Raw genomic sequence first — 25939 nt, 5'->3', positions numbered from 1 at the left:
TCAGCGCCCCCGCCACACGGGTGCGCGCTTCTCCATGAAGGCCGTCGCGCCCTCCTTCGCGTCCTCGCTGGCGAAGACGGAGTGCTGGAGCTCCCGCCGGCGGGCGGCGGCGCGGTCCGGATCGGTGAGTGCGGCGCGCGTCAGTTCCTTGGCGGCGGCGAGGCCCAGCGGGGCGTTCGCCGCGATGCGCCCGGCCAACTCCAGTGCGGCGGACAGCACTTCATCGGCGGGTACGACGGAGTTCACCAGGCCGATCTCGCGGGCGCGCACCGCGTCGACCGGGTCGCCGGTGAGGACGAGTTCCAGTGCGTGCGCCAAGGGGATCCGGGTGCCGAGCGCCGTGCCGCCGCCGGCCGGGAACAGTCCGCGCTTGACCTCCGGGAAGCCGAACTTCGCCGCCGCCGAGGCCACCACCACGTCGCAGGCGAGCAGCAGCTCCATGCCGCCGCCGAGCGCCGAACCGTTGGCGGCCCCCACCACGGGCAGTCCGCCTTCGCCCTCGATGAACCGCTGGTAGGCCGCCCGTCCCGGATCGTCGCCGAGACCCATCCGGGTGCCCTGCGCGAAGGCCCGTAGATCCATCCCGGGACAGAACACCCGGTCGCCGCTGCCCGTGAGCACGACCGCCCGGATGTCGTCGTCGGACTCGGCGTCGAGCAGTGCCTGCCCGAGGGCCGACATCAGCTCCGGGGTGAGCGCGTTGCGGGCCGCGGGCCGGTTCAGGCGGGCCACCAGGACGTTCCCGGAGCGCTCGCGGAGCAGTACGTTCTCGTCGGTCATCCCCGGTACCCCGATGTCCCGGCGAGTTCGGCGGCCTCGCCCATCAGCTTCAGGATCAGCGGCCCGTACGCCTGGAGCTTCGGGTCGTCGCCGGCCCGTTGGAAGCCCTGCTCCAGGACGATGGCGAGCTTCCACTTCGCCAGCACGGCGTAGTAGTCGAAGTCGTCGACCTGACGACCCGACAACTCGGCGTAGCGGGAGAGGAGTTCCGTGCGCGAGGGCATGCCGGTGAGGTCGACGTAGCCGGCCGTCGCCGCCTCGGGCGCAGTGGTGTCCTCGGGCCAGCTGTGCAGCATCCACCCCAGGTCGAGCTTGGGGTCGCCGACCGTGCCCATCTCCCAGTCGACGATCGCCGCGAGCCGCGCGGGGGCGCCGCTGCGGAACATCACGTTGGCGAACTGGTAGTCGCCGTGCATCAGGCCCGGCGTGTAGTCGAGCGGCTTGCGGGCGCGCAGCCAGGCCGAGGCCTCGTCGAGGCCGGGGATGTCCCGGGTGCGGACGCGCTCCAGGAAGGACGTCCAGCGGTCCACCTGACGTTGATGGAAGCCGTCGGGCCGGCCGAGGTCGGCGAGGCCCTTCGCCCGCCAGTCGACCTTCGACAACAGGGCGATTCCGTCCGTGAGTTGTTCGGCAAGACCCCGCCGGGCAGCGGGATCCGTGGCGAAGGGCTCCGGCCACTTCCTGTTCTTCAGGTTCATCGGGGACCAGCCGTCCACGAACCCCATGAGGTAGAAGGTGCGGCCGAGGACCGACGGATCCGTGCACACGGCGACCGCCGGGGTGTGCGGCACATCCGTGCCCGCGAGCGCTTCGATGATCCGCCACTCGCGGTGGATGCCCTGGTCGCGGGAGGCGGGCGCGGTGGGTGGCGGGATGCGCAGCGCGCAGTGCAGGGGGCCGCGCCGGATCTCGTAGATCTCGTTCTGGGTGCCGCCGGAGACGAAGGAGTGCGTGAGCGGTTCGCCCTTGCCGGGAAGGTCGAGTCCGTCGAGCCAGGTCGTGAGGCGTTCGATGTCGATCACAGTTCTCCCTCCGCCGCGTCGAGGTACGCGGCGTACTTGGCGACGGCCGCCTCCCGGCGCGTCGGCAGATGGCCGGTCGGCCAGGGCCCCTCCGCGGCCCGGTGGCCACGCAGCACCTGGCGGGCGACCGTCACCTTGTGGACCTCGGTGGGGCCGTCGGCCATGCCCATCACGCCCGCGCCGAGCAGCATCTTCTGGAACGGCATCTCGTTGCTCATCCCAAGCGCCCCGTGCACCTGCGCCGCCCGCTGCGCGATGTCGTGCAGCACCTGCGGCATGACGACCTTCACGGCGGCGATGTCCTTGCGGACCGCCCTGTAGTCGTTGTGCTTGTCGATCGACCAGGCGACGTACAGCACGAAGAGGCGGAACTGGGTGAGCTGGGCGTAGGAGTCGGCGATGTAGCCCTGCACGAACTGCTTGTCGGCGAGCACCCCGTCGCGTGTGCGGCGGCTCAGCGCCCGCTCGCACATCATGTCGAGGGCCTTCTGCGCATGCCCGATCGTGCGCATCGCATGGTGCACACGGCCGCCGCCGAGGCGGGTCTGGGCGATGGTGAAGGCCTGGCCGGGGCCGCCGAGGAGGGCCTCGTCGGGGACGCGCACGCCGTCGTAGTGGATGAGCGCGTGGGCGCCTTCGCCCATCGGCTCGTCACCGAGACCGACGTCGCGTTCGATGCGGATGCCGGGGGTGTCGGAGGGCACCAGGAACATCGACATGCCCTTGTACGGTCCCGCCTCCGGGTCGGTCACCGCCATGACGATGAAGAACGCGGCGGTGCGGGCGTTGGAGGAGAAGAACTTCCAGCCGTCGATCACCCAGCCCTGCCCGTTGTCGTCGCGGACCGCCCGTGTCTCGAAGAGGGCCGGGTCGGAACCCGACTGCGGTTCGGTCATCGAGTAGCAGGAGAACACCTCGCCGTCGAGCAGCGGGCGCAGGTACTTCGCCTTCTGCTCCTCCGTGCCGTAGTGGGCGATGATCTCGGCGTTCCCGGTGTCCGGGGCCTGGCAGCCGAAGATGACCGGCGCCCATTCGGAGCGGCCCAGGATCTCGTTGAGCAGGGCGAGCTTGAGCTGACCGTAGCCCTCGCCGCCGAGTTCGGGTCCCAGATGGGCGGCCCACAGGCGGTGGCGGCGCACCTCGTCCTTCAACGGCGTGACGACCTTGCGGAGTTCGGGGCCCGGCGGGGTGAACTGCTGCCCGGGGAAGGCCAGATCGAGGGGCTCGACCTCCTCGCGCACGAAGGTGTCGGCCCAGTCGAGCAGGGCCTGGAACTCGGGGTCCGTCTCGAAGTCCCATGACATGGGTGGCTACTCCTTGTCCGTGGTGAGCGGTGCGCCCATGCGCTCAAGGGCGACGCGGGCCTGGGCGAGGACGGCCTCGACATCCGCCGCGCCCTCCGCCGGGGAGTTGTCGACCAGAGAGTCCATCAGGCGTACGTCCTTGCCGAGGAGTGCGCCCGCGACAGAGCCCATGCGGGTCGGATCGCAGCCCGACGCCGCGAGCCGGCCGAGCGCGAAGCTGGCGGCGCTGCCGTGCCCGGCGACCTCGGCGAACCGCTCCGGCTCGACACCGAGCCGCTGCCCCAGCGCGAGCGCGCTCGCGGCGATCCCGAAGGTGGCCGTGAACAGCGTGTTGTTGAGCAGCTTGGTGACCTGTCCGGCGCCCAGCGGACCGAGGTGCACGACCGGGTCGCCGTACGTCGCGAAGACCGGGCGGCAGCGCTCCACGGCCTCGCTGTCCCCGCCCGCCATCACGAGCAGCTTCCCCTCCGCCGCGGCCGGCCCGCCACCACTGACGGGGGCGTCCACGACCTGCGCCCCGCGCTCGGCGGCCAGTGTGCCGAGGCGCCGGCAGGTGTCGGGGTGGACGGTGCTGTGCACGGCGAGCACCGCGCCGGGACGCAGTCCCGCGAGGACACCCGCATCGCCGAGGACGACCTCTTCCACGTCGGTGTCGCCCACCACGCAGACGCCGACCACGTCACAGGCCGCCGCCAACTCGGCCGGGGTGGGGGCCACTTCGGCCTTCGTCCCGGCGAAGGGCTCCAGGGAACCGGGGCGGCGCGCCCACAGGGTCAGGGGCAGTCCGGCGTCCAGGATGCGCTGGGCCATGGGGGCGCCCTGGCTGCCCAGGCCGATGAAACCGGCGTGTGTCACAAGTCCTCCAACACGAGAGATGGTCAGGCCTTCTCCGACTGCTTCGGTCGCCAGAACGCGGCCAGGAGCCCGGCCGTCGCCACCACCCCGACCCCGAGCGCCACACCCCCGCCCGCCCAGCCGGTCACCTCGACGTCGAACGCCGCGTCGAGCGACCAGGGGCCCGCGCCGAGCACGGCCAGCGCGAAACAGCCCACGGCGAGCACCAGCACGTACTCGTAGCCGTCCTTCATGACGAAGAATCCGTTCGTACGGTGGGCGAGGAGGCCCGCGACGAGCATCACGGAGATGACGGCCGCGCAGGCCAGCGGCGTCAGGAAGCCCGCCGCGAGGAGTACGCCGGCGCCGATCTCCGTCACCACGCTCATCCACGCCTGGAGCCGCCCGTTGCGCAGCCCCAGGCTCTCGAACCAGCCCGCGGTGCCCGCGATGCGCCCGCCGCCGCGCCAGTGGTTGAGCCCGTGCAGGGCCATCGTCGCGCCGATCACGAACCGCAGCAGCAGGACGGCGAACGCCTCGGCACCGCTCATGCGGCCTCTCCCTTCTCTCCGTGCTCCCGCTGCACGACGCACTCCTCGGCGAACGCAAGGACCCGCAGGTGGTAGCTGCGGGCGGCGAGGCCCAGGCTCAAGTTGTGGCCGCTGCCCGCCTGTTCGTTGGCCCGGACGCGCGGAGCGGCGGTGAACAGCGCGGTGATCTCGGCGAGCGCGGCCGGTCCCGACTCCCACACCCGCTCGTGGTCGCCGAGGCTGAACTGCACCGGGACGCGCACCTCGGCCGCGAGGCGGGCGAAGTCGTGTTCCACCCACACCCGCGAGGGCCCTTCGTAGGCGGGGGAGTCCGAGGCGATGTACGGGGTGTTCCACACGTCCTCGGCGTACAGCTCGGCCGGACCCCACAGTGTCTCGCGGGTGCCGGCCGGGCGTCGGCCGTACCGCTGGCGCGTCACCCCCGCGGCTTCGAGGGCGCGGATCGTCGCGGGCTGGTGCCGCAGCCCCGTGCCCGCGATCTCCAGGCCGAGCAGGCGCCGCCCGCGCGGGTCGGCCGCCATCCGCATCGCCAGTTCGCAGCCCGCCGAGTGCGCGGCCACGAACACGGCCGGGCGGCCCGGCAGTTGGTCCAGGAAACGCTCGACGGCCGCGTACGTCGTGTCGAGGCGGCGCTCCGGGTCGCGGAAGCGCTCGGCGAACGGCGCGGAGATGCCGTAGCCGGGGCGGTCCATGGCGACCACCGCGTAGCCGAGCTGCGCCCCCGTGCGCAGCAGCGAGAACTCCGGCCGCCCCGGGCAGTCGAAGTACAGCGAGGTGGTGCCGCCGCCGTGCAGCGCGAGGATGACCGCGCGCGGCGAAGCGGGCGAGCACACGCGCGCGGACAGCGGGAAGCCGTCCACCCGGACCGTCTTGGTGTGCACGCTCGGCGCCGTGGCCGCTTCGGAGGCCGCCTGAAGACGGCCGGGCACCGTCATCCGTCCGCTCGCAGCAGCATGACCCCGCTCGGTGTGAGGCCCCCGGTGCTGACCACGGCGGTGCGGGCGCCGGTGATCTGCCGGGCGCCGCCCTCGCCGCGCAGCTGGGTGATCGCCTCGCGGAGCAGGCCCATGCCGTGGGTGCGGCCGTGCGAGAGCTGACCGCCGTGCGGGTTCACGGGCAGTACCCCGTCACGGGCGATGTTCTTGCCGCCGTCCAGGAAGTCCTTGGCCTCGCCGATACCGCAGAAGCCCAACGCCTCTATCCAGGAAAGGCAGTTGACGGTGAAGCCGTCGTACAGCAGCGCCACGTCCACGTCGTCCGGTCGCAGTTCGGTACGGGTCCACAGGTGCGCCGACTGCCCGAGCACCTGCGGCTCGTGTGTCGACGTGGTCTGGTCCCACTCCAGGCGCTCGACGAGCTGTGTGCCGACCGCCTCGACGAGGACGGGCGGCTTCGGCAGGTCCCGTGCCGCGTCGACGGCCGACACCACGACCGCGATCGACGCGTCGCACGGCACATCACAGTCGTAGAGGCCGAAGGGGCTGGAGATGGGCCGAGCCGACAGATAGTCGTCCATGGTGAGCGGGTCGCGGTAGATCGCCTCGGGGTTGAGCGCGGCGTTCGCCCGCTGGTTGAGGGCGATCCAGCCGAGCGTCTCGCGGGTCGTGCCGTACTCGTGGAAGTGACGCTGCGCGTTCTGCGCGAGGTGGATCGCGGCCGGGCTCGCGCCGAACGGGGCGACCCACTGCGCCGCGTCCGTGACCCGGTCCTGGCTCGGCACCGGCCGCAGCCCCTCGCGCATCTGCCGGGTGTACGTGCTCTCCCACACCGTGCGGAAGCACAGCACGTGTCGGGCCAGGCCGCCCGCGACCGCGAGCATCGCCGCGATCACCGAGCCGGCCGGGCCGAACGTGTCCATGCCGCCGTTGTGCCACGTCGGCCTGATGCCGAGCGCGCCCTCCACGGCGGTGACACCGCCCTCGCCCATCCCGGCGGTGATACCGGAGCCCGGGTACGTGGCCAGGCCGTCGATGTCGTCGAGGGTGAGTCCCGCGTCGGCGACGGCCCGCTCGCAGGCCTCTACGGTCAGTGCCAGCGGCGGCAGCCCGAGGCGGCGGCCGATGCGGGAGGCGCCGGTGCCGGTCAGCGCCGCGCGGTGCTCGAAGCGGTCGGCGCTCGCCGGGGGCCGGACCAGCGCTCTGATCCGTTCGGGACCGGGCTCGTCGGGCGGCAGGTCGGGCAGCGGGTCCGGCTGCTCGGCACACGGCCGGAACAGCGGCAGCCACACGTCCTCGACCCGCTCGAACACGGCCTCCAGGCGCATGCCGAGCCGCAGTTCGGACGCCTCGCAGCCGACGACGTTGGTCGTGAGCCTGACCCGCGGATCCTCGTCCACGGCCACCCGTGCCACCACGTACGGCGGTTCGAGACCGGGCGCGGGGAAGCGCTCGTTGACGGTGAAGGAGACCAGGGTGGCCGTGCCCGCGACCTCGGTGACGGCCAGTTCGTGACCGCGGCAGCGGCGGCATACCGGCAGCGGCGGATGGTTCAGCGCGGAGCAGTCCGCGCACCGCTGGAAGCGGAGCCGGCCGTCCGCGCCGGACGTCCAGAAGAACGCGGTGTCATCGGTGAGCAGGGGCAGCGAACGCCGTGCCACAGGGGCTCCTCCACAGGTCGGGGACCGGAAGCGGTCAGCGGATGTCGGCCCGCTGGCCGCGCGCGGTCACCGGAGCGGCCAGATCCTGCTCGTCGCAGGCCTTCTGGAGCTTGTCCAGGGTCTCGTCGAGCCCGGGGCCGAGCCGCGGCCCCGGTGTGAACGTCGCGGGCAGGTGCCGCATGCCGTTGATGATGCCGACGGAGTCGTAGTGCACCGTCCCCTCCGCCTCGCACACGTAGTCCGGCATCCGGTCGAGGACGTGCGTGATCATCCGCTTGAAGACGACGCGTGCCACGTTGGAGCCGATGCAGCGGTGGATGCCGAGGCCGAACGCCTGGTGCCGGTTTCCCTTGCGCTCCATGTCCACGGTGTTGGGGTCGGGGAACACGGCCGGGTCGCGGTTGGCCATCGCCCACGACAGCCAGAGCCGGTCGCCCTCCTTGAACTCCTGGCCCGCCATCTCGCAGTCCACGGCCACGGTGCGGGCGTCGCCGACCGCCGGGGTGAAGAAGCGCAGGAATTCCTCGGTGGCGGTGTCGAGCAGCGTGTCCCGCTCCCGGCTGAGGCGCTCGCGCTCCTTGGGGTGCTGCGAGAGCCACTCCACGGAACGGCCGGTGAGCGCCGTCGTCGTGTCGAAGCCGCCGCCGATCAGCAGCGCGAGCACTCCGAGCAGGTCCATGTCGGACGCCTTCGCGCCGCCGAGGTCCGCGGTGAGGACCGCGTTCACGAGCCCCGGCCGCGGGTCGTCGCGGATCGCCGCCATCTGCTCGAACAGGTCCCGCATCATCGTCAGGTGCAGCTCGCGCACGCGCGCCCTGTCGGAGGAGTCCGGCGGCGTGTAGACGCCGGCGTGCGCGGGCTCGTTGTAGATCTGCCAGTTCTTCAGCGGGATCCCCATCATGGCGAGGGTGAACACCGCGGGCACCGGGTTGGCGAGGTCCTCCACGAAGTCGATGCGCCCCGACTCGATCCGCTCGTCCAGGCAGGCCCGGATCAGCTCGTCGAGGAACGGGATCCAGCGCTGCACCGCGGCGGGCGACAGATACGGGTTCAGCGCCTGCCGGTAGTAGCGCTGCTCCGGCGGGTCCATCTCCAGGAAACCGCCGCGAAAACCCTGGTCGGGCGGTGGCGGCGGGATGGTGATCCCGCGGTAGCCGCGGCGTTCGCCGTTGACGTCGTGGTCGTTGGAGAGCTTGTCGGCCGAGCGCGCGATGTCGAAGACCGTCTGGTGGCCCGCCGCCACGAAGTGCCCGCCGTGGGTGTCGGTCCAGGCCAGCGGGCAGCCGCCCTGCATCTCCTCGGTGATCTCGACGAACCGCTCCCGGTAGTCCGGGGCGTGCCGGTCGAACTCGTACCGGCGGCTCTTGCGGGCCGCCTCGTCGTCCGTGGTCACGGTGGTCCTTCTCTCCCTGTGGGCGGGCCGTCAGCCCGTGGACGTGGACTCGGTGAGGGATATGGCCCGCTCCGGGCAGGAGCGCACCGCCTCCCGCGCGGCCTCTTCGTCGCCCGCGGTCACGGTCTCGTCGATCGGCGAGGAGTGCCCGTCGATCTCGCTCAGCTGGAACACCTTCGGCGCGATCATGGCGCAGAGGGTGTGCCCCTGACAGCGGTCCTGGTCGACACTGACCTTCATCAACAAACCTTTCGTAGAGCCATGGTGACGAGACGTCAGCGGCGCCAGTCGTACCACTTGAGATAGCCCCCCGCGTCCACGCGCAGCTGCACGCCGGTGATGTAGCGGGCCTCGTCGGAGGCGAGGAAGAGGACCGCGTTGCTGATGTCGATGGGCTCCACGTACGGGATGGGCATCGCCTGCTGCACGGCGAAGCCGGGCTCCGCGTCCTGGCGGGTGGGGTGCTCCAGGTCCGGGCGGAACGACTTGTACATCGGCTCGCTCTGCAACATCTGCGTGTTGCAGTTCGTGGGGTGCACGACGTTGGCGCGCTGCTTCAACGGGGCGAGATTGCGGGCCAGTTCGTGCATGTACTCCGACAGGGCCCGCTTGGCGTACGCGTAGCCGGCGCCGCCCGGGTTGGAGCCCGGGTTCTCCACGATGCCGTGCTCCATCAGCGCGGCCGTCGAGGCGGTCGCGATGACGGAGGCGCCCTCGCGCAGATGCGGCAGGGCGGCCTGGATGGCGTTGATGCTGCCGACCAGGTCGACGTCGATGGCGTCGGACCAGGCCTGAAGCGGCGGCGTGCCCTGGAGCGGTGCGATGCCTGCCTGTGCGACGACGATGTCGACGCCGCCGAACTCGGCGACCGTGCGGGCCACCGCGTCCCGCATGGCGTCCATACTGCGCACGTCGGCCTGGATGGGCAGCGCCTTGCGGCCCGCCTTCTCCACGAGCCGCGCCGTCTCCTTCAGGTCCTCCGGCGTGGCCATCGGATAGTCGACCGTCTCGTAGTCGCGACACAGGTCGATCGCGACGACATCGGCCCCCTCCTCCGCGAGCCGCACCGCGTGACTGCGGCCCTGCCCGCGTCCCGCACCGGTGATGAACGCGACCTTGCCCTCGACTCGCCCCATGCCGCTTCCCCTTGTCGTGTTTCCTGCTGCTGCCGTTACGAACTGGTGCCTGGGCGCTCCGCCTGCGCGCCACCGTGCGTCGCTGCGCGATCCAGCGCCGCGAGTGCCGCCTCCAGGGCGCCGAGCCGCGCGCCGAGCCCTTCCGCGGTCCGCCGGACCACGGCCACGTCCTTGTCCACGAACTCCCGTACGTCGCCGATGAACCGGTCGGCCGAACCCCGTGACGCCGCCCCCGCGAGGGCCCGGCTCGCGGCGCTGCCGTGGCCGAGCGCGTCAAGGAGCACCGCCTCGTCGACGCCGAGCTCGCGGCCGAGCCGCGCCGCCTCGGCGGCCAGTCCCAACTGCGCCGTGAACAAAGCGTTGTTGACCAGCTTCACCGTCTGTCCCGCGCCCACCGGGCCGACCGCGAGCACCGGGTCCGCGTACGCCGCGAGCACCGGACGCAGCCGCGCGAGCGTGGCCTCGTCGCCGCCCGCGAAGACGGTGAGCCGGCCGGCCGCGATGTCGTGCGGGCCGCCGCTGACCGGGGCGTCGAGCACGGCGACGCCGCGGGCGGCGATCTCGCGGACGGTGTGCGGGCTCGTCGTGGTGTGGACGACCAGTGGCGTGCCCGGCGGCAGCGTGTCGAGCAGTCCGCCGTCGAGGCACACCTCCCGTACCTGCCGGTCGGTGAACACGCAGACGATGAACGCGTCGACGTCCTCGGCCGCCTCCTCGACGCGCGCGACGGCCTCGGTGCCTTCCTCGCTCAGCGCGGCGCGGCGCCCGGCCGTGCGCCCCACGGCGCGCACCTCGTGTCCGGCCGCCACCAGGCGGCGCACCATGGGCAGTCCCATGCGTCCCGCGCCGGCGAACCCGATCCGCTTCACGGGCGATCCGGCGCCGGGTGGCTCAGGTGATCCGTGCGCCACAAGAACACCCCTTCCGTTTCGCGAGAACTGTAATCTCGCCCACGGGTCGGCGGAAGGTGTCGGTGGTGACTTTCTCCCCGCCCCGTCCGGGCGCGGGCCCTGTTGCCCGGCGATCGTGAGAACCATATTCTCAATCGAGGGAAACCGAACTTGCGTCAACTCTCCGTACCAGGAGGCACCGTGGCCCACCCCGAGCCACCGAAGGACGCCCGCGCCATGCGCAGGGCCGTGCTCGGTGACGCCTACGTCGACGCCGCCGTCCGCGACCAGCGGCCCGCCGTGGCCGAGTTCCAGGACTACATCACCGAGACGGCGTGGGGCGTGTGGGCCCGCGCCGGCGCGCTCAGTACGCGCGACCGCAGTCTGCTGGTCCTCGCCATGACCGCCGCGCTCGGGCGCATGGAGGAGTTCCGCGTCCACGCCACCGCCGCGCCGCGCGCGGGCGTCACACAGCGGGAGATCGACGAGCTGCCCTTCCAGATCGCCGCGTACTGCGGCGTGCCGGCCGGGAACGCCGCCCGCCGCTGCCTCACCGAGGTCGCGACGCCCGCCACGGACGAGGTCTGACGATGGCGACGATCGGTTTCGTCGGGCTCGGCAACATGGGCGGCGCGCTCGCCGCCAACCTCGTGGAGCGCGGCCACGAGGTCCTCGCCCACGACAGCGCGGGCGCGGAACGCACCCCGGCCGGGGCCGTCGCCTGCAAGGATGTCGCCGAAGTCGCGCGAGGCGCCCGGGTGTTGGTGCTCTCGCTGCCCGACGGGAACGTCAGTGAGAAGGTCGCGCGCGAGATCGCGGACACGGCCGACCGTCGCACCGCGTACGTGGTGGACACCTCGACGGTCGGTGTGAGTGCCGCGCGGCGCGTCGCCGCACTGCTCGCCGAACGCGGCATCGGGCACGCCGACGCCCCCGTGTCCGGCGGCGTCGCGGGCGCCCGCGCCCGCACGCTCACCGTCATGTACGCCGCCCCCGACGAGGTCTGCGCCGCGATCGAACCGGTGCTCGCCGACCTGAGCGAGCGGCGCCGCAGGGTGGGGGAGCGGCCGGGCCCGGCGCAGGCGGCGAAGCTCGCCAACAACTTCCTGTCCGCCACCGCCCTCGCCGCCACCAGCGAGGCGCTCGCCTTCGGCCGCGCCGCGGGGCTCGACCCGGCGGTTCTCATGGACGTCCTCAACGCATCCAGCGGGCGCAGCGGCGCCACCGAGGACAAGTTCCCCCGCCACGTCCTCACCGGCAGCTACGACTCGGGGTTCGCCAACTCCCTGATGGCCAAGGACGTCGAGCTGTATCTGGGAGCCGTCGCCGAGCAGGGCGGACCTGGTGAGGTCGGCGCGCTCATCGGTGCGTTGTGGCGCCGGTTCGCCGAGGCCGAGCCGGGCGTCGACTTCACCCGCGTGTATCCGTATCTCGAGGCCACCAGGAGGGGCGAAGCATGACCACCACACCCGAGGCCGGGTCGACCGGTCCCCGCATGGCCCCGCTGCCGGTCCGCCAGTGGCCGCCCCAGATGCACGAGGCGCTGGCCGCCCTCACTCCCGCGACCCCCACGCACCCGGTGCCCGAGAAGGGGGCCAAGCGCCCCAAGGGCCTCAACGCCCTCGGCGTACTGGCCCACTACCCCGAACTGACCCGCGCCTTCAACGTCTTCAACGGCCACCTCCTCTTCGCCACCACCCTCACCATCCGCCAGCGCGAACTGCTGATCCTGCGGATCAGCGCGCTGCGCGAGGCCACGTACGAGTGGCGGCAGCACGTGTGGATCGCCCGCAACGAGGCGGGCATGACGGACGCGGAGATCGAGCGGGTCGGCGCGGGGCCCGAGGCCGACGGCTGGAGCGACGAGGAGCGGTTCCTGCTGCGGGCCGCGGACGAACTGATCGGCGACGCGCGGATCGCCGACACCACCTGGCGGGGCCTCACGAAGGTCCTCGACGAGCGGCAGCTGATGGACGTGGTGTTCAGCGTCGGCGCGTACGACACGGTCGCCATGGTGTTCAGGACCTTCGACGTGGCACTCGACGACGACCTCAAGGCGTGACGCCGCGTGGCGAGCTGGCGTGAACAGGCCGTGGCCCGCACCGTGGACCCGGTGCGCGTACGCGCCGAGAAGCGTGTGCAGGGGTTCCTCGACGCCGCGCTCGAGCTGCTCGCCGGGGAGTCGGGCAAGGACTTCACGGTCCAGGAGGTCGTGAAGCAGTCCGGGCAGTCGCTGCGCAGCTTCTACCAGAACTTCAGCGGCAAGCACGAACTGCTGCTCGCGCTGCTGGAGGAGTCGGTGTTCAAGACCGCGGCCCGGTTGCGCGAGGCGATCGCCGCGGAGCCGGACGCGCTGGGCCGGCTGCGCCGCTTCACCGTCGAGTACCACCGGCTGTGCCGCCCGCCGACGCGGCCGAGCTCCGCACGCTCCGTGGAGATCCTCGGTATGGCCGAGTTCGCCCAGCAGTTGCTGACCGACGACCCCAAGGAGGCCGCCCGCGCCTTCGCCCCGATCTTCGCACTGCTGGAGGAGATCCTCGACGAGGCGGGCGCGGAGGGCTCCGTGCGGCCGGATCTCGACTGCCGCGCGGTGGCGGGGGCGATGTTGCAGGCCATCATGTTCAACTCCTTCGCGTTGGTGCTCAGCGGGGCGCCGGTGCGTACGCGCGGTGGAGACGCGGAGGCGCTGTGGGACCTGCTCGCCCACGGGCTGGCCGCCCAGGGGCGGCCGAACGGCAACGGAAACGCCCTTCTCCGGAATCGAGATGGTTGATATCGTTCGGGCGGCACACGCGGATGCACGGCACGGCAGAGTTCGATGTACCTGAAAGGGGCGCCAGCGTGAGGGACTTGGAGGAGGTCGACTTCTTCCGCGACGAAGAGGTCGTGGCCGATCCGTATCCGTACTTCGAGGCCGTGCGGGGGCAGTGCCCCGTGCAACGCGAGAAGCACCACGACGTCGTACTGGTCACCGGTTACGACGAGGCCGTGGAGGTCTACAACGACACGGAGCGCTTCTCCGCGTGCGTCTCCGTGACCGGCCCGTTCCCCGGCTTCCCCGTCCCCCTGGAGGGCGACGACGTCTCCGCGCTCATCGAGCGGCACCGCGACGAACTGCCGATGAGCGATCAACTGCCCACGCTGGACCCGCCGGTGCACACCGACCACCGCTCGCTCCTGATGCGGCTGATCACACCCAAGCGCCTCAAGGAGAACGAGGAGGCGATGTGGCGGCTGGCCGACGGCATGATCGAGGACTTCCTCGCCCCCGGGGAGGGCGAGTTCATCAGCGGCTTCGCCGGACCCTTCACCCTGCTCGTCATCGCCGATCTGCTCGGGGTGCCCGAGGAGGACCGCGAGGAGTTCGCCGAGGAACTGCAGGGACGCCCGCGAGGCCGCGGCGCGATCGGCAGCACCGAACAGGACGAACTCGGCCACACACCACTGGAGTTCCTCTACGGACGGTTCTCCCGCTACATCGAGGAGCGCCGCCGCGAGCCCCGCTCCGACGTGCTGACCGGTCTGGCCACGGCCAGGTTCCCCGACGGGACGCTGCCCGACGTCGAAGCGGCCGTCCGGGTCGCCGCCAACCTGTTCGCCGCGGGCCAGGAGACCACCGTACGACTGCTCAGCACCGCCCTGAAGATCCTCGGCGACGACCGGGAACTCCAGCGGCGGCTGCGCGCCGAGCGGCAGTTGATCGGCCCGTTCGTCGAGGAGTGCCTGCGCATCGAGTCCCCCGTCAAGGGCGACTTCCGGCTCTCCAAGGTGCCCGTCGAGCTCGGCGGCGTCGAACTGCCCGCCGGCACCACCGTGATGGTGCTCAACGGCGCGGCCAACCGCGACCCCGAATGGTTCGAGAACCCCGACACCTTCGACGTCGAACGCCCCGGCGTCCGCCGCCACCTGGCCTTCGGACGCGGACCGCACACCTGCCCCGGCGCACCGCTCGCCCGCGCGGAGGCACGGGTCGCGATCGAGCGGCTCCTGGACCGCACCGAGGACATCCGGATCTCCGAGGAACACCACGGCCCGGCCGACGCCCGCCGCTACCACTACGTACCGACGTACATCCTGCGCGGACTCACCCGGCTCCACCTGGAATTCACCCCGGCGGGACAGGGGGTAGACCGGTGAGGGCCACCGTCGACGACGACCGCTGCCGCGGGCACGGCATCTGCTGCTCCACCTGCCCCGAGGTCTTCGACCTCAGCGACGACGGATACGCGGTGGTCCTCGCCGAGGAGATCCCCGCCGAGCACGAGAACGACGTACGGGTCGCGGCCCGGGCCTGCCCGGAGCGCGCCATCACCGTCCACTGAGGGGATGCGCTGTGACGATCAATGTGGCCTCCGCTTTCGCGGGTGACGCGCGAATGCCGTCCTGCGACCAGCTGCGTGAGCTCGACGACGAGATCATCGAACTGCTGCGCCGCCGAAGGGCGATGGTGCGCGAACTGCCCGCACCGACAGGACCGCGCGGCATCGACCCGTCCTTCACCGGCGCCGTGCGCGACACCATCGCCCGCTACAGCGACCAGCTGGGCAGCGGCAGCGAACTCGTCGCCCGCGCGATCCTCGTGCTGTGCGACCCGGGGGACCGCGCCTGAATCCGACCGGTGGAACCGGCCCCGGAACCGCGCGATGAAGGACACCATGGGGAGCAGGCCGCGCCCGCCGGTGGGCGGGCGACCCTGCGCACCCCCACGGAGGATCCGACATGCTGCTCGCCGCCGACAAGGGCGACATCACCACGATCATCGGAGGCATCGCCCCCGACTGGGGCCCGTTCGGCGCCCTGGGCACCGAGGCGAAGACGATGATCCAGGTCGTGATGGCCGTCGCGATCCTGCTCTGCCTCGGCGTCGCGATCTGGGGCGCCGCCAAGCAGCGGATCGGTGCGACCGCGCTGCGTGACACGTTCAGCGCGGAACAGGGCAAGGGACTGATCATCGCCGGGCTCACCGGGGTGTTCATCATCGGCTCGCTCGGCACCGTCTTCACCATCGTGTACGGCATGGCCGTCTGACGGCCGTCGAGGGTCGGTGCCGGCTCACTCGTATTCGACGACCACGGACTCCGCGTCGTCGTCCGGCACCGCCTGGCAGGTCAGTACGTATCCCTCGGCGACCTCGTCGTCCATGAGCGCGTCGTTGGCCCGCATCGTGGCCGTGCCCTCGCGCAGGATCGCCATGCAGGTCGCGCAGTTGCCCGCCTCGCAGGAGAACGGCGGGGCGAAGCCGGCGCGGCGCGCGCTCTGGAGCAGGGTCTCGCCGGGGCGCTTGGCGATCGTCGCGCGGCGCCCCTGCATGACGACGGTGACGGTGCCCGCCGCCTTCGGTGGTGCGGCGGCAGGCGGTGCGGCGGCAGGGGGCGCGGGTGCGGGTGCCTCGCCGCCCCCGAAGCGCTCGCTGAACACCCGCCCCGTGCCCGCCAGAGCCGACTCCACCAGCTCCATGAACGGCTCGGGCCCGCACACATACGCGTCGGCCCCCGCGTCGGCGCCGACGAACTCCTTGATGTCGGCAGCCGTCAAATAGCCCCGCACGTCGTCGAGATGACGCACGACCTCCAGCCGGCCCGGACGGCGCGCCGCCAGCTCGCCCAGCGCGTCGTGGAAGATGGCCCCGCCGCGGTCCCGGTCCGCGCACAGCAGCCGGATACGGCGGTCGGTGCCCACGAGCGCGCTCTTGGCGAGGGAGAGGACCGGCGTGATGCCGCTGCCGCCGCAGAACCCGAGAAGCGGGGTGTCGGCGGGACGCAGGGTGAACTTGCCGCGCGCCGCCGTCAGTTCGAGCTCGTCGCCCTCGCGGACGTGGTCGTGCAGCCAGTTCGACGCGACGCCGCCGGGCACCCGCTTCACGGTCGTCGTGATCTCCTCGTCGAAGCCGGGCGCGCTCGAGAACGAGTACGCGCGCGGCGCCGGACGCCCGTCGACCACGATGCGGAAGATGCAGTACTGCCCCGCCTCGTACGTGAGCGGCCCGTCGAGCGGCGCGAGCGTGAACGTACGGGCGTCGGCGGTCTCCTGGACGATCCGTGTCACGGTCGCGCGCCGGAACAGCGGGGGGCTCGGCATGGGCCTCCTTCATCTCGTGCGGGGAGGAACTGACGCGAGGTGACGCCTACTTCGGCGGGAAGCGCAGCGCGCCGTCCAGCCGGACGACCTCGCCGTTCAAGTAGTCGTTCTCGCACAGCCCCTGGACCAGCGCCGCGTACTCCTCGCTGCGCCCCATGCGCTTCGGGAACGGCACCTGCGGCCCCCAGTACGCCTCCAGTTGATCGCCGGCCTTCCCGTACGCGGGCGTGTTGATGGTGCCGGGCGCGATGGTCGTGACCCGGATGCCCAGCGGGGACAGGTCGCGGGCCGCGACCAGCGTCATGCTCGCGACGCCGCCCTTGGCCGCCGCGTAGGGCAGCTGGCCGATCTGGCCCTCGTACGCGGCGATGGACGCGGTCGTGACGATGACGCCGCGGCCGCCCTCCTCCAGGGGTTCCTGGCGGGCGAGCGCGGCCGCGCCGAGGCGCAGCACGTTGAAGACGGAGGTCAGGTAGTAGTCGATGGTGGTGCGGAACCCGTCCAGGGGGAGCGGGCTGCCGTCCTTGCCGACCAGTCGGCCGCCGGTCGCGGGCCCTCCGTGCACGTCGACGACGATGCGCAGCGGTCCCGCCGCCTCGGCCTCGGCGAGCGCGGCGTTGACGCTGTCCTCGTCCGTGGCGTCGGTGCGGACGTACCGGATGCCGAGCTCCGCCTCGAGCGCCTTGCCCTTCTCGTCGTTGACGTCGGCGGCGACGACCTGCGCGCCCGCCGCGTGCAGTCGGCGCACGGTGGCCTCGCCGAGGCCCCCCGTGCCGCCGACCACGATCGCGGAGCTTCCGGTGATCTGCATCTGTACTCCCCACTCCCGAAGGGTTGTTGAGGGTGTTCCCACTGATGTGGTCACTGGTGCCGTCACTCTTGAAAGTCTCGCTCTACTGAAGCGAGAATAGCACTCTCATGAACATCTTGATGACCCTTGAGATGGCCGCATCGGCAGGGGAGCGGCCCGCGGTCACGCTCGACGACCGCTCCCTGTCCGCCGCCCGGATCCTCGCCCTCGCGCGCCGCGCCACCGAGCGCTTCCGCGGCGCTCCGGCGGTGCTGTACCGCGCGCCCAACCACCTCGCCTATCCGGTCGCGCTGTTCGGCTGCGCCCTGGCCGGCGTCCCGTTCGTGCCGCTCAACTACCGCCTGGGGGCGGATCAGTTGGCGGAGATCGAGGGGCGGCACCCGGGCGCGGTCCGCATCGGCCCCGACGACCTGGAAGGGCTGCTCGACGCCACCGGCGAGCCCTCGGGCGGTGACGTACCGGCGCCCTGGGACCAGGACGCGGTCGCCGTGATCCTCTACACCAGCGGCACCACCGCGGCCCCCAAGGCCGCCCTGCTGCGCCACCGGCACCTGCTCGCCTACGTGTTGAACACCCTGGAGTTCAACTCCGCGGCCGAGGGCGACGCGGCGCTCGTCGCCGTCCCGCCGTACCACATCGCCGGCCTCACGAATCTGATGTCCAACCTCTACACCGGGCGGCGCGTGGTGTACCTGCGGGCGTTCTCCGCCGACGAGTGGCTCGCCGCCGTGCGCCGCGAGAAGGTCACCCACGCGATGCTCGTGCCGACGATGCTCGCCCGCATCGTCGATGAGCTCCCCGCGGGCGAGGACGCCGGCGTGCCCACCCTGCGCAGCCTCGCGTACGGCGGGGCGCGCGCCCCGCGCACCGTTGTCGAGAAGGCGCTGCGGGCCTTCCCTGACACGGACTTCGTCAATGCCTACGGGCTGACCGAGACCTCCTCGTCGATCGCGGTGCTCGGCCCGGGGGACCACCGCGCCGCGCTCACCGGCGACGACCCGGTCGTCCGCGACCGGCTCACCTCGGTCGGCCGCCCGCTGCCGGGCGTCGAGATCGAACTGCGCACGGTGGACGGGGAGTCGTGCCCGCCGGGGAGTACCGGTCTCGTGCACGTGCGGGGCGAGCAGATCTCCGGCGAGTACCGGGGCCGCAGCGTGCTCGACGCGGACGGCTGGTTCCCCACCGGCGACCTGGGGCGGCTCGACGCCGACGGCTACCTCTACGTCGAGGGCCGCGCCGACGACACCATCATCCGCGGCGGCGAGAACATCGCTCCCGCCGAGATCGAGGACGTCCTCCTCGAACACCCCGCCGTGCGCGAGGCGGTCGTCATCGGGGTGCCGGACGAGGAGTGGGGGCAGCGGATCGTCGCCGTCCTCGTCAGCGGCGAGGAAGGTGTCGAGCCGGAGGAGATCCGGCTGTGGGCGAGGGACCGGCTGCGTACCTCCAAGACCCCCGACACCGTCGTCCTCCGCGCCGAACTGCCGCGCACGGGGACCGGAAAGCTGCTGCGCCGCACGCTGATCGCCGAACTGGCCGAACCCGCCGCGTCCGCTGCGTCAGCCACATCCGCCTCACCCGCCTCATCCGCCTCATCCGCCGAGCTGGACAACCCGGAGAAGTCCCATGCCTGAAGCCGTGATCGTCTCCGCACTGCGCACCCCCGTGGGCACCGCCCGCAAGGGCACCCTGCGCGACACCGACGCCTACACCCTCGCGGACCGCATCGTCCGCGTGAGCGCCGCGCGCCTCGCCGAACTCGGCGTCGAGCCCGACCGCATCGACGACGTCATGCTGGCCGAGGGCCTCTACGGCGGCGGCGTCATCGCCCGGCACGCCGCACTGACCGCCGGCCTGACCACCGTGCCGGGCCTCGCCCACAACCGGCACTGCGCCGCGTCGCTGGCCGCCGTGCAGTCGGCGGCGGCCTCGATCCGTTCCGGGATGGACGAGGTGGTGATCGCGGGCGGCGTGAACTCGGCGTCCACGTCGCCGCGGCTGCGCTTCGGGGACGAGCCGTGGGTGCCGCCCACCCACCCCGACCGGCCCGACGCCCCCAACCTGGACATGTCGATCACGGTCGGCTGGAACGCCGCCGTCGCCGCGGGCATCTCCCGCGAGGACATGGACGCCTGGGCGCTGCGCTCGCACCGCAACGCGATCCGCGCCATCGACGAGGGCCGCTTCAAGGACGAGGTCGTGCCCGTCGAGACCCCGCACGGACTGTTCGACACCGATGAGCACCCGCGCCGGGACACCTCGGCCGAGAAGCTGGCCGGGCTCAAGGTGCTGCACCCCGAGATCGACGGCTTCAGCATCACCGCGGGCAACGCGGCGGGCGGCAACGACGCCGCCGCGGCCCTGGCCGTCGTCAGCGACCGCCTCGGCCTGCCCGCGCTCGCCACGGTCCGGGCCTGGGCCTCCGTCGGCGTCGACCCCGCCGACACCGGACTCGCCCCCGTGCAGGCGATCCCGAAGGCGCTGGCCCGCGCGGGGCTGAGCACCGGCGACGTCGACCTGTACGAGATCAACGAGGCGTTCGCGTCGATGTGCGTGGCGGTCGTGCGCCGTCTCGACCTCGACCCCGACACGGTCAACGTCAACGGCAGCGGCTGCTCGCTCGGCCACCCCGTCGCCGCGACCGGAGGCCGGATGCTGGTCACGCTCGTCCATGAACTGCGCCGCAGGGGAGGCGGTCTCGGCGTCGCCGCGATGTGCGCGGGCGGCGGGATGGGGTCGGCCGTGGTGGTGGAGGTTCCGGCGCCGTGACGGCCCGAGTTCCGTGCGAAATCTTGATTACCGCCCAGCGAGAAGCTAGTTTCCGCAGCGATGGGGAACCAGCAGTGAGGAGCCGTCCATGACGTCAGCCGTCCGGGAACTCCACCCCGGCCTCCAACTGGCCAGCGCCGTATGCGGAGTTCGCGTCATCGTCATCCGGGCACCGGCCGACCGGGCCCCCGCGATCACCTGCGGCGGCAAGCCGATGGTCACGGCCGACGCGGCGCCCCCGCCGGCGGGCGGCCCCACCGGCGAGTCCGCCACTCTCATCGGCAAGCGCTACGTGGACGGGGCGAACACCCTCGAACTGCTCTGCACCGCCTCCGGATCGGGGGCGCTCGCCTGCGACGGCGCCCCGATGACCATCAAGGCGGCCAAGGCGCTGCCCGCGTCGGACTGACCCAGCGGATCGGACGGAAGGCACTCGGCCATGCAGCACGAAGACCTCATACTCATCAGCGTCGACGACCACATCATCGAACCGCCCGACATGTTCGTGAACCACCTCCCGGCCAAGTACCGGGACGACGCCCCCCGCCTGGAACACCGCGAGGACGGCACCGACGTGTGGCGCTTCCGCGACTCCGTCCTGCCCAACGTCGCGCTCAACGCGGTGGCCGGTCGCCCCAAGGAGGAGTACGGCCTCGAACCCCAGGGCCTCGACGAGATCCGCCCCGGCTGCTACGACGTGCACGAACGCGTCAAGGACATGGACGCAGGCGGCATCCTCGCCCAGATGAACTTCCCGTCCTTCCCCGGCTTCGCCGCCCGCCTCTTCGAGACCGAGGACAGCGACCTGTCGTACGCGCTGGTACGCGCCTACAACGACTGGCACATCGACGAATGGTGCGGCGCCCACCCCGGCCGCTTCATCCCGATGGCGCTGCCCGCGATCTGGGACGTCGACGCCTGCGTCAAGGAGGTGCGGCGGGTCGCCGAGAAGGGCTGCCACTCCCTGACGTTCACCGAGAACCCGGGCGCCATGGGCTTCCCCAGCTTCCACGACGAGTACTGGAATCCGCTGTGGCAGGCGCTCTGCGACACCGACACCGTGATGAACCTGCACATCGGCTCCTCCGGCCGCCTCGCGGTCCCCTCCGCGGACTCGCCGCCGGACGCGATGATCACGCTTCAGCCGCTCAACCTCGTCCAGGCCGCCGCCGACCTCATCTGGTCGCGCCCCATCAAGGAGTACCCGGGCCTGAAGATCGCGCTGTCCGAGGGCGGCACCGGCTGGATCCCGTACTTCCTGGAGCGCATCGACCGCACCTTCGAGATGCACGCCACGTGGACGCTCCAGGACTTCGGCGGGAAGCTGCCCAGCGAGGTGTTCCGCGAGCACTTCCTCACCTGCTTCATCAGCGACCCCATCGGCGTGAAGCTGCGCCACGAGATCGGCATCGACAACATCTGCTGGGAGGCGGACTACCCGCACAGCGACTCGATGTGGCCGAACGCCCCCGAGGAACTGCACGGCGTGCTCGCCGACCATCAGGTCCCCGACGAGGACACCGACAAGATGACGTACCAGAACGCCATGCGCTGGTACTCCTTCGACCCCTTCACGCACATCAAGAAGGAGGAGGCCACGGTCGGCGCCCTGCGGCGACGCTCCGCGGGCCACGACGTGTCCATCCAGGCGCGCAGCAAGCGGGTCATCGAGCCCTCCCAGAAGCTGGAGGCGTTCCGGGCGCGGGCCCGCGCGGCCACGGCGGCGGCGCAGTGAACCCCTTCGACCTCACCGGCCGCTCCGCCCTGGTCACCGGCGCGGGCGCGCCCGGTGGCATCGGCGCCGCCGTCGCCCGCGCCCTGGCCGACGCGGGCGCCGCCGTCCTCGTCACCGACGTGGACGGCGAGGCGGCCGAGCAGTCGGCCGCCGCCATCCGGACCGACGGCGGCAAGGCGGAAGGCGCCGCCCTCGACGTCCGGGACCGCGCCGCCGCCGACGACGCCGTGGCGCGGGCCGCGGCGCTCGCCGGCGGCACCCTGCACATCCTCGTCAACAACGCCGGTGTCACCGCGCCCGCTATGTTCCCCAAGCTGACGGAGGACAGCGTCCGCGCCCTCCTCGACATCCACGTCCTCGGGACGTTCAGCTGCGCGCAGGCAGCCCTCGCGCACCTCCCCGTGGACGGCACCGGCCGCATCATCAACGTCACGTCGTCCGCCGGTCTCACCGGCACCCTCGGCCAGGTCAACTACTCCGCCGCCAAGGCCGGCATCATCGGCCTGACCAAGTCCCTGGCCCGCGAACTGGCCCGGAAGAACATCCTCGTCAACGCCGTCGCCCCGCTCGCCGCGACGCCGATGACCGAGACGATCCGCACCGACGAGAGGTTCGCCGCGGGCATGCTCGCCCGCATCCCGCTCGCCCGCTGGGCCGAACCCGCCGAGGTGGCACCGGCGTTCGTGTTCCTGGCCTCCGACGCCGCCTCCTTCGTGACCGGGCAGGTGCTGCCGGTCGACGGCGGCCTGGTCATCTGACGTCTCACCGGACCGCCGGACCGCTGGACCACCAGACCGGTCGGGAGTTTCTACGGGGAGGTCCCCTTGGAGCCGCTCGCACAGCGCACACAGCTCACACCACGCGCCCACGCACACCGCACACCCGACCGCCCGGCCGTCATCATGGCCGACGGCACACGGAACCTCACCTTCGCCGAACTCGACGACCGGTCGGCGCGCCTCGCCGCCGCACTACGGGCCAAAGGACTGAGACCCGGCGACGGCATCGCGCTGCTCATGGAGAACCACCCGACCTTCCTCGTCGCCGCGTGGGCCGCCCAGCGCTCGGGACTGCGCTACACCGCCCTCAACCACCACCTGCACCCGGCCGAGGCCCAGTACATCCTCGACGACTGCGGCGCCCGCGCCCTCGTCGCCTCCGAGCGGATGACGGACATCGTCGCCGGACTCGACCTGACGCGCATCCCGGTGCGCCTGTGCGCGATCGGCGAACTCAAGGACTGGGAACCGCTCGACGAGGTGATCGCCGCGCACGAACCGCTTCCGGAGGCCGAGGAGACCGAAGGGCGCGAGATGCTCTACTCCTCCGGAACCACCGGACGCCCCAAGGGAGTTCGCAAGGAACTCTCCAACGCCCCGTTCGGCGACCCCACGGCCGCGCCCGCGCTCATCGCCCGCGGCATCGGCGCCAACGGCGGCGGACTGCGCCCCGGCGACGTGTTCCTCAGCCCGGCGCCGCTCTACCACTCGGCGCCGCTCGTCTACTCGATGTCCATGCAGCGGCTCGGTGTCCCCGTCGTCCTGATGGACGGCTTCGACCCGCGCCACTGCCTGGAGACCATCGAACACCACCGCGTCACCCAGGCCCAGTTCGTGCCGACCATGTTCGTGAGCATGCTGCGCCTCCCGGACGCGGAACGCACCCGCCACGACACGTCCAGCCTGCGCGTCGTCGTGCACACCGGAGCGCCCTGCCCGGTCCCGGTGAAGCGGCGCATGATCGACTGGTGGGGGCCGATCGTCCACGAGTACTACGCGGGCACCGAGGACATCGGCAACACCGCCATCACCGCCGAGGAGTGGCTCGCACACCCCGGCTCCGTGGGCAGACCCGCCACGCCGTGCCACATCGTCGACGAGACAACCGGCGACGAACTGCCGCCCGGACGTGAGGGGTTGGTGTATTTCGAGGGCGGCCGCCCCTTCGCGTACCACAACGACCCGGAGAAGACGGCCTCGGTCACCGACGCCCACGGCCGGCGCACGCTCGGCGACATCGGCCGTCTCGACGAGGACGGCTACCTGTACCTCACCGACCGCCGCGCCCACATGATCATTTCCGGGGGTGTCAACATCTACCCGCAGGAGGCCGAGAACGTGCTGGCCGGGCACCCCGCGGTCGCCGACGTCGCGGTCATCGGGGTGCCGGACGACGAGATGGGGGAGGCGGTCAAGGCGGTGGTGCAGCCCGCCGAAGGGGCCGTCGGCGGCGAGGAGTTGGCGGCCGAGTTGGTAGCGTACTGCCGCTCGGAGCTGGCGACGTACAAGTGCCCGCGCTCCGTCGACTTCACCGACGACCTGCCCCGCGACCCCAACGGCAAGCTCTACAAACGGCGCCTGCGTGAACGCTATTGGCAGGGCCACGACTCGCGGGTGATCTGATGGCGGACGACTGGTTCGGGAGCAGAGCGGGCCTGGCCGGCACCGTCGCCGTGATCACGGGCGGCGCCGGCGGCCTCGGCACCGCGATCGTGCGCGACCTGGCCGCCAACGGAGTCCGCACGGCCGTCATCGACCGCGACGAGGAGGCGGCCCGCGCACTGGAGAAGGCACTCGCGGGCCACGACACCCTCGTACGCGTCGGAGACGTACGCGAAGAGTCGGCGCTGCGGGACCTGTTCGAGGCCGTGGACGCGCGGTGGGGCCGTCTCGACACCCTCGTCAACGTCGTCGGAGGCACCTTCCGCGCCCCCTTCACCGAGACCCGGCCGCGCGGCTGGGACGCCCTGATCCGCACCAACCTCACCCACGTCCTGCACGCCTGCTCGCTCGCCGTGCCACGGATCCGGTCCGGCGGCAGGGGCGGCAGCATCGTCAACGTGTCGACGATCGAGGCCCATCGCGCCGCCCCGGGCTTCGCGGTGTACGCGGCGGCGAAGGCGGCCGTCGAGCAGTTCGCCCGCACGCTGGCGGTCGAACTCGCACCGGACGGCATCCGCGTCAACAACGTCGCCCCGGACTACGTGCCCACCCCGGGCCTGCGGAGACTCGCGGGGGATGGGGACGAGGGGGACGCCCCGCTCACCACACCCGAGGCGCTCGCCACCGCCATCCCGATGGCCCGTGCGGGCCTGCCCGAGGACGTCTCGGGATGCGTCGTCTTCCTGGCGTCGGCCCTCTCGTCGTACGTCACCGGCACGACGCTGCATCCGGACGGCGGCACGTACGCCTCGTCGGGCTGGTTCAACTGGCCGGGGACGGGCTGGGCGAACCACGTCCCCGGCATGTGACCTCAGGTGTTGCGTCCCCCGTTGACCCCGATGATCTGCCCGGTGACGTAACCGGCCTCCTCGGACACCAGGTACGAGCACGCCGCCGCGATGTCCTCCGGACGGCCGGCCCGCCGCACCGGAGTGACCTTCGCGATGTCCTCCACCGAGTGCCCGAGCAGCCCCCGCTGCTCCGAGCCGCGCAGCATGGGCGTGTCCACGAACCCCGGTGGGATGGTGTTCACGGTGATGCCCTTGGGCCCGAACTCCAGCGCCAGGGACTTGGTGAGGCCGATGAGCCCGGACTTCGACGCGACGTAGTGCGTCATGTACTGCTGCCCCGAGTGCGCGCTGGACGACGAGATGTTGACGATGCGGCCCCAGTCGGCCTCGATCATGTGCGGGATCGTGGCCTGGCAGAGATAGAACGGGCCGCTGAGGTTCACGGCCAGGATCGTGTCCCAGGCCTCGTCCGTGATGTTCAGGAACTCCTTGAAGCCCGTCTTCCCGGCGTTGTTGACGAGGACGAGGACCGGCCCGTACGCGGTGCGGACCTGCTCCACCGCGGCGTCCACCTGCGCGCGGTCCGAGACGTCGACGCCGCCGACCGCCATCGCCTCGTGACCGCACTTCCGCGCCTCCTCGGCGACCGCCTCGGCGGCCTCCTTGTTGAGGTCGAGGACGGCGGTGGCGAAGCCGTCGGCCGCCATCCGCAGCGCGATGGCCCGCCCGATGCCCGACCCCCCGCCGGTCACCAGTGCCGTACGCCGCTGTGTCGTCCCGCTCACGCGATCGCCTCCTCGCCCGTCAA

At 71.9% G+C, this 25939-nt stretch carries 29 protein-coding genes; 15 read left to right on the top strand and 14 right to left on the bottom strand.

The window, feature by feature from the left end; genetic code table 11:
* From ACP4E5_RS03975 to ACP4E5_RS03925, 11 genes are read right to left on the bottom strand one after another with little or no spacing between them, the layout of a single operon-like run.
* Positions 1 to 780, bottom strand: coding sequence for an enoyl-CoA hydratase-related protein (locus ACP4E5_RS03975; protein ID WP_425825299.1), 780 nt, complete (start codon positions 778 to 780; stop codon positions 1 to 3).
* Entirely contained in the window at positions 777 to 1802 is a 1026-nt protein-coding gene (locus ACP4E5_RS03970) for a phosphotransferase family protein (protein ID WP_425825298.1), read from the bottom strand. The genes ACP4E5_RS03975 and ACP4E5_RS03970 overlap by 4 nt, the downstream gene beginning before the upstream one ends.
* The gene (locus tag ACP4E5_RS03965) at positions 1799 to 3106 is read right to left on the bottom strand and encodes an acyl-CoA dehydrogenase family protein (protein ID WP_425825297.1); all 1308 of its coding nucleotides are present in this window, start codon (positions 3104 to 3106) and stop codon (positions 1799 to 1801) included. Before ACP4E5_RS03965 ends, ACP4E5_RS03970 begins: the two co-directional genes overlap by 4 nt.
* A gap of 6 nt (positions 3107 to 3112) precedes the next feature.
* Positions 3113 to 3961, bottom strand: coding sequence for an NAD(P)-dependent oxidoreductase (locus ACP4E5_RS03960; RefSeq protein WP_425825296.1), 849 nt, complete (start codon positions 3959 to 3961; stop codon positions 3113 to 3115).
* A gap of 23 nt (positions 3962 to 3984) precedes the next feature.
* Positions 3985 to 4491, bottom strand: a complete 507-nt coding sequence (locus tag ACP4E5_RS03955; protein ID WP_425825295.1) for a DoxX family protein — start codon at positions 4489 to 4491, stop codon at positions 3985 to 3987.
* Entirely contained in the window at positions 4488 to 5420 is a 933-nt protein-coding gene (locus tag ACP4E5_RS03950) for an alpha/beta hydrolase (RefSeq protein WP_425825294.1), read from the bottom strand. Before ACP4E5_RS03950 ends, ACP4E5_RS03955 begins: the two co-directional genes overlap by 4 nt.
* Before the next feature lie 2 nt (positions 5421 to 5422).
* Positions 5423 to 7087, bottom strand: coding sequence for a thiolase C-terminal domain-containing protein (locus ACP4E5_RS03945; RefSeq protein WP_425825293.1), 1665 nt, complete (start codon positions 7085 to 7087; stop codon positions 5423 to 5425).
* A gap of 34 nt (positions 7088 to 7121) precedes the next feature.
* Positions 7122 to 8480 carry a cytochrome P450 gene (locus ACP4E5_RS03940; protein WP_425825292.1) on the bottom strand — a complete coding sequence of 453 codons (1359 nt, stop codon included), beginning with the start codon at positions 8478 to 8480 and terminating at the stop codon, positions 7122 to 7124.
* A gap of 30 nt (positions 8481 to 8510) precedes the next feature.
* The gene (locus ACP4E5_RS03935) at positions 8511 to 8720 is read right to left on the bottom strand and encodes a ferredoxin (protein ID WP_425825291.1); all 210 of its coding nucleotides are present in this window, start codon (positions 8718 to 8720) and stop codon (positions 8511 to 8513) included.
* A 35-nt stretch (positions 8721 to 8755) separates the two neighbouring features.
* On the bottom strand, positions 8756 to 9616 hold the full coding sequence (locus tag ACP4E5_RS03930; protein WP_425825290.1) for a mycofactocin-coupled SDR family oxidoreductase: 861 nt from the start codon (positions 9614 to 9616) through the stop codon (positions 8756 to 8758).
* 35 nt (positions 9617 to 9651) lie between these two features.
* Positions 9652 to 10485 (bottom strand): NAD(P)-dependent oxidoreductase, encoded by an 834-nt coding sequence (locus ACP4E5_RS03925; RefSeq protein WP_425825289.1) that lies wholly within the window; start codon positions 10483 to 10485, stop codon positions 9652 to 9654.
* A gap of 222 nt (positions 10486 to 10707) precedes the next feature.
* On the opposite strand from ACP4E5_RS03925, the gene ACP4E5_RS03920 reads away from it, so the two are divergent.
* From ACP4E5_RS03920 to ACP4E5_RS03885, 8 genes are all read left to right on the top strand, one after another.
* Positions 10708 to 11094 (top strand): carboxymuconolactone decarboxylase family protein, encoded by a 387-nt coding sequence (locus ACP4E5_RS03920; protein WP_425825288.1) that lies wholly within the window; start codon positions 10708 to 10710, stop codon positions 11092 to 11094.
* A 2-nt stretch (positions 11095 to 11096) separates the two neighbouring features.
* Positions 11097 to 11966 (top strand): NAD(P)-dependent oxidoreductase, encoded by an 870-nt coding sequence (locus ACP4E5_RS03915; protein WP_425825287.1) that lies wholly within the window; start codon positions 11097 to 11099, stop codon positions 11964 to 11966.
* Positions 11963 to 12568, top strand: a complete 606-nt coding sequence (locus ACP4E5_RS03910) for a carboxymuconolactone decarboxylase family protein (protein ID WP_425825286.1) — start codon at positions 11963 to 11965, stop codon at positions 12566 to 12568. The genes ACP4E5_RS03915 and ACP4E5_RS03910 overlap by 4 nt, the downstream gene beginning before the upstream one ends.
* Positions 12569 to 12574: 6 nt before the next feature.
* Positions 12575 to 13279, top strand: a complete 705-nt coding sequence (locus ACP4E5_RS03905) for a TetR/AcrR family transcriptional regulator (RefSeq protein WP_425825285.1) — start codon at positions 12575 to 12577, stop codon at positions 13277 to 13279.
* Positions 13280 to 13347: 68 nt separating this feature from the next.
* On the top strand, positions 13348 to 14643 hold the full coding sequence (locus tag ACP4E5_RS03900; RefSeq protein WP_425825284.1) for a cytochrome P450: 1296 nt from the start codon (positions 13348 to 13350) through the stop codon (positions 14641 to 14643).
* Positions 14640 to 14828 (top strand): ferredoxin, encoded by a 189-nt coding sequence (locus tag ACP4E5_RS03895; RefSeq protein WP_425825283.1) that lies wholly within the window; start codon positions 14640 to 14642, stop codon positions 14826 to 14828. Before ACP4E5_RS03900 ends, ACP4E5_RS03895 begins: the two co-directional genes overlap by 4 nt.
* Positions 14829 to 14839: 11 nt before the next feature.
* Positions 14840 to 15115, top strand: coding sequence for a hypothetical protein (locus tag ACP4E5_RS03890; RefSeq protein WP_425825282.1), 276 nt, complete (start codon positions 14840 to 14842; stop codon positions 15113 to 15115).
* A gap of 110 nt (positions 15116 to 15225) precedes the next feature.
* Complete coding sequence (locus tag ACP4E5_RS03885) at positions 15226 to 15534, top strand: hypothetical protein (RefSeq protein ID WP_425825281.1); 309 nt, start codon at positions 15226 to 15228, stop codon at positions 15532 to 15534.
* 24 nt (positions 15535 to 15558) lie between these two features.
* Here the strand turns inward: ACP4E5_RS03885 and ACP4E5_RS03880 are convergent, their stop codons facing one another.
* Positions 15559 to 16584, bottom strand: coding sequence for a 2Fe-2S iron-sulfur cluster-binding protein (locus ACP4E5_RS03880; RefSeq protein ID WP_425825280.1), 1026 nt, complete (start codon positions 16582 to 16584; stop codon positions 15559 to 15561).
* Between the two features lie 46 nt (positions 16585 to 16630).
* On the bottom strand, positions 16631 to 17395 hold the full coding sequence (locus ACP4E5_RS03875) for an SDR family oxidoreductase (RefSeq protein WP_425825279.1): 765 nt from the start codon (positions 17393 to 17395) through the stop codon (positions 16631 to 16633).
* A 107-nt stretch (positions 17396 to 17502) separates the two neighbouring features.
* Between ACP4E5_RS03875 and ACP4E5_RS03870 the strand changes: the two genes are divergently transcribed.
* The 7 genes from ACP4E5_RS03870 to ACP4E5_RS03840 all read left to right on the top strand — a co-directional run bounded on the left by ACP4E5_RS03870 (position 17503) and on the right by ACP4E5_RS03840 (position 25149).
* Complete coding sequence (locus ACP4E5_RS03870; RefSeq protein WP_425825278.1) at positions 17503 to 19029, top strand: class I adenylate-forming enzyme family protein; 1527 nt, start codon at positions 17503 to 17505, stop codon at positions 19027 to 19029.
* Positions 19022 to 20164, top strand: a complete 1143-nt coding sequence (locus tag ACP4E5_RS03865; RefSeq protein WP_425825277.1) for a thiolase family protein — start codon at positions 19022 to 19024, stop codon at positions 20162 to 20164. The genes ACP4E5_RS03870 and ACP4E5_RS03865 overlap by 8 nt, the downstream gene beginning before the upstream one ends.
* A gap of 88 nt (positions 20165 to 20252) precedes the next feature.
* A complete protein-coding gene (locus ACP4E5_RS03860; RefSeq protein ID WP_425825276.1) occupies positions 20253 to 20573 on the top strand; it encodes a hypothetical protein in 321 nt (106 codons plus the stop codon).
* A 30-nt stretch (positions 20574 to 20603) separates the two neighbouring features.
* Positions 20604 to 21899, top strand: a complete 1296-nt coding sequence (locus ACP4E5_RS03855) for an amidohydrolase family protein (RefSeq protein WP_425825275.1) — start codon at positions 20604 to 20606, stop codon at positions 21897 to 21899.
* Positions 21896 to 22657 (top strand): SDR family NAD(P)-dependent oxidoreductase, encoded by a 762-nt coding sequence (locus ACP4E5_RS03850; protein ID WP_425825274.1) that lies wholly within the window; start codon positions 21896 to 21898, stop codon positions 22655 to 22657. Before ACP4E5_RS03855 ends, ACP4E5_RS03850 begins: the two co-directional genes overlap by 4 nt.
* 66 nt (positions 22658 to 22723) lie before the next feature.
* A complete protein-coding gene (locus ACP4E5_RS03845; protein WP_425825273.1) occupies positions 22724 to 24301 on the top strand; it encodes an acyl-CoA synthetase in 1578 nt (525 codons plus the stop codon).
* Entirely contained in the window at positions 24301 to 25149 is an 849-nt protein-coding gene (locus ACP4E5_RS03840) for an SDR family NAD(P)-dependent oxidoreductase (protein WP_425825272.1), read from the top strand. Before ACP4E5_RS03845 ends, ACP4E5_RS03840 begins: the two co-directional genes overlap by 1 nt.
* Before the next feature lie 2 nt (positions 25150 to 25151).
* Here the strand turns inward: ACP4E5_RS03840 and ACP4E5_RS03835 are convergent, their stop codons facing one another.
* The gene (locus ACP4E5_RS03835) at positions 25152 to 25916 is read right to left on the bottom strand and encodes an SDR family NAD(P)-dependent oxidoreductase (RefSeq protein WP_425825271.1); all 765 of its coding nucleotides are present in this window, start codon (positions 25914 to 25916) and stop codon (positions 25152 to 25154) included.
* Between the last annotated feature and the right edge of the window lie 23 nt (positions 25917 to 25939).

Source organism: Streptomyces fractus (assembly GCF_049844455.1).
GTDB classification, from domain to species: domain Bacteria; phylum Actinomycetota; class Actinomycetes; order Streptomycetales; family Streptomycetaceae; genus Streptomyces; species Streptomyces fractus.
This window is presented reverse-complemented; position numbering and strand designations above follow the sequence as displayed.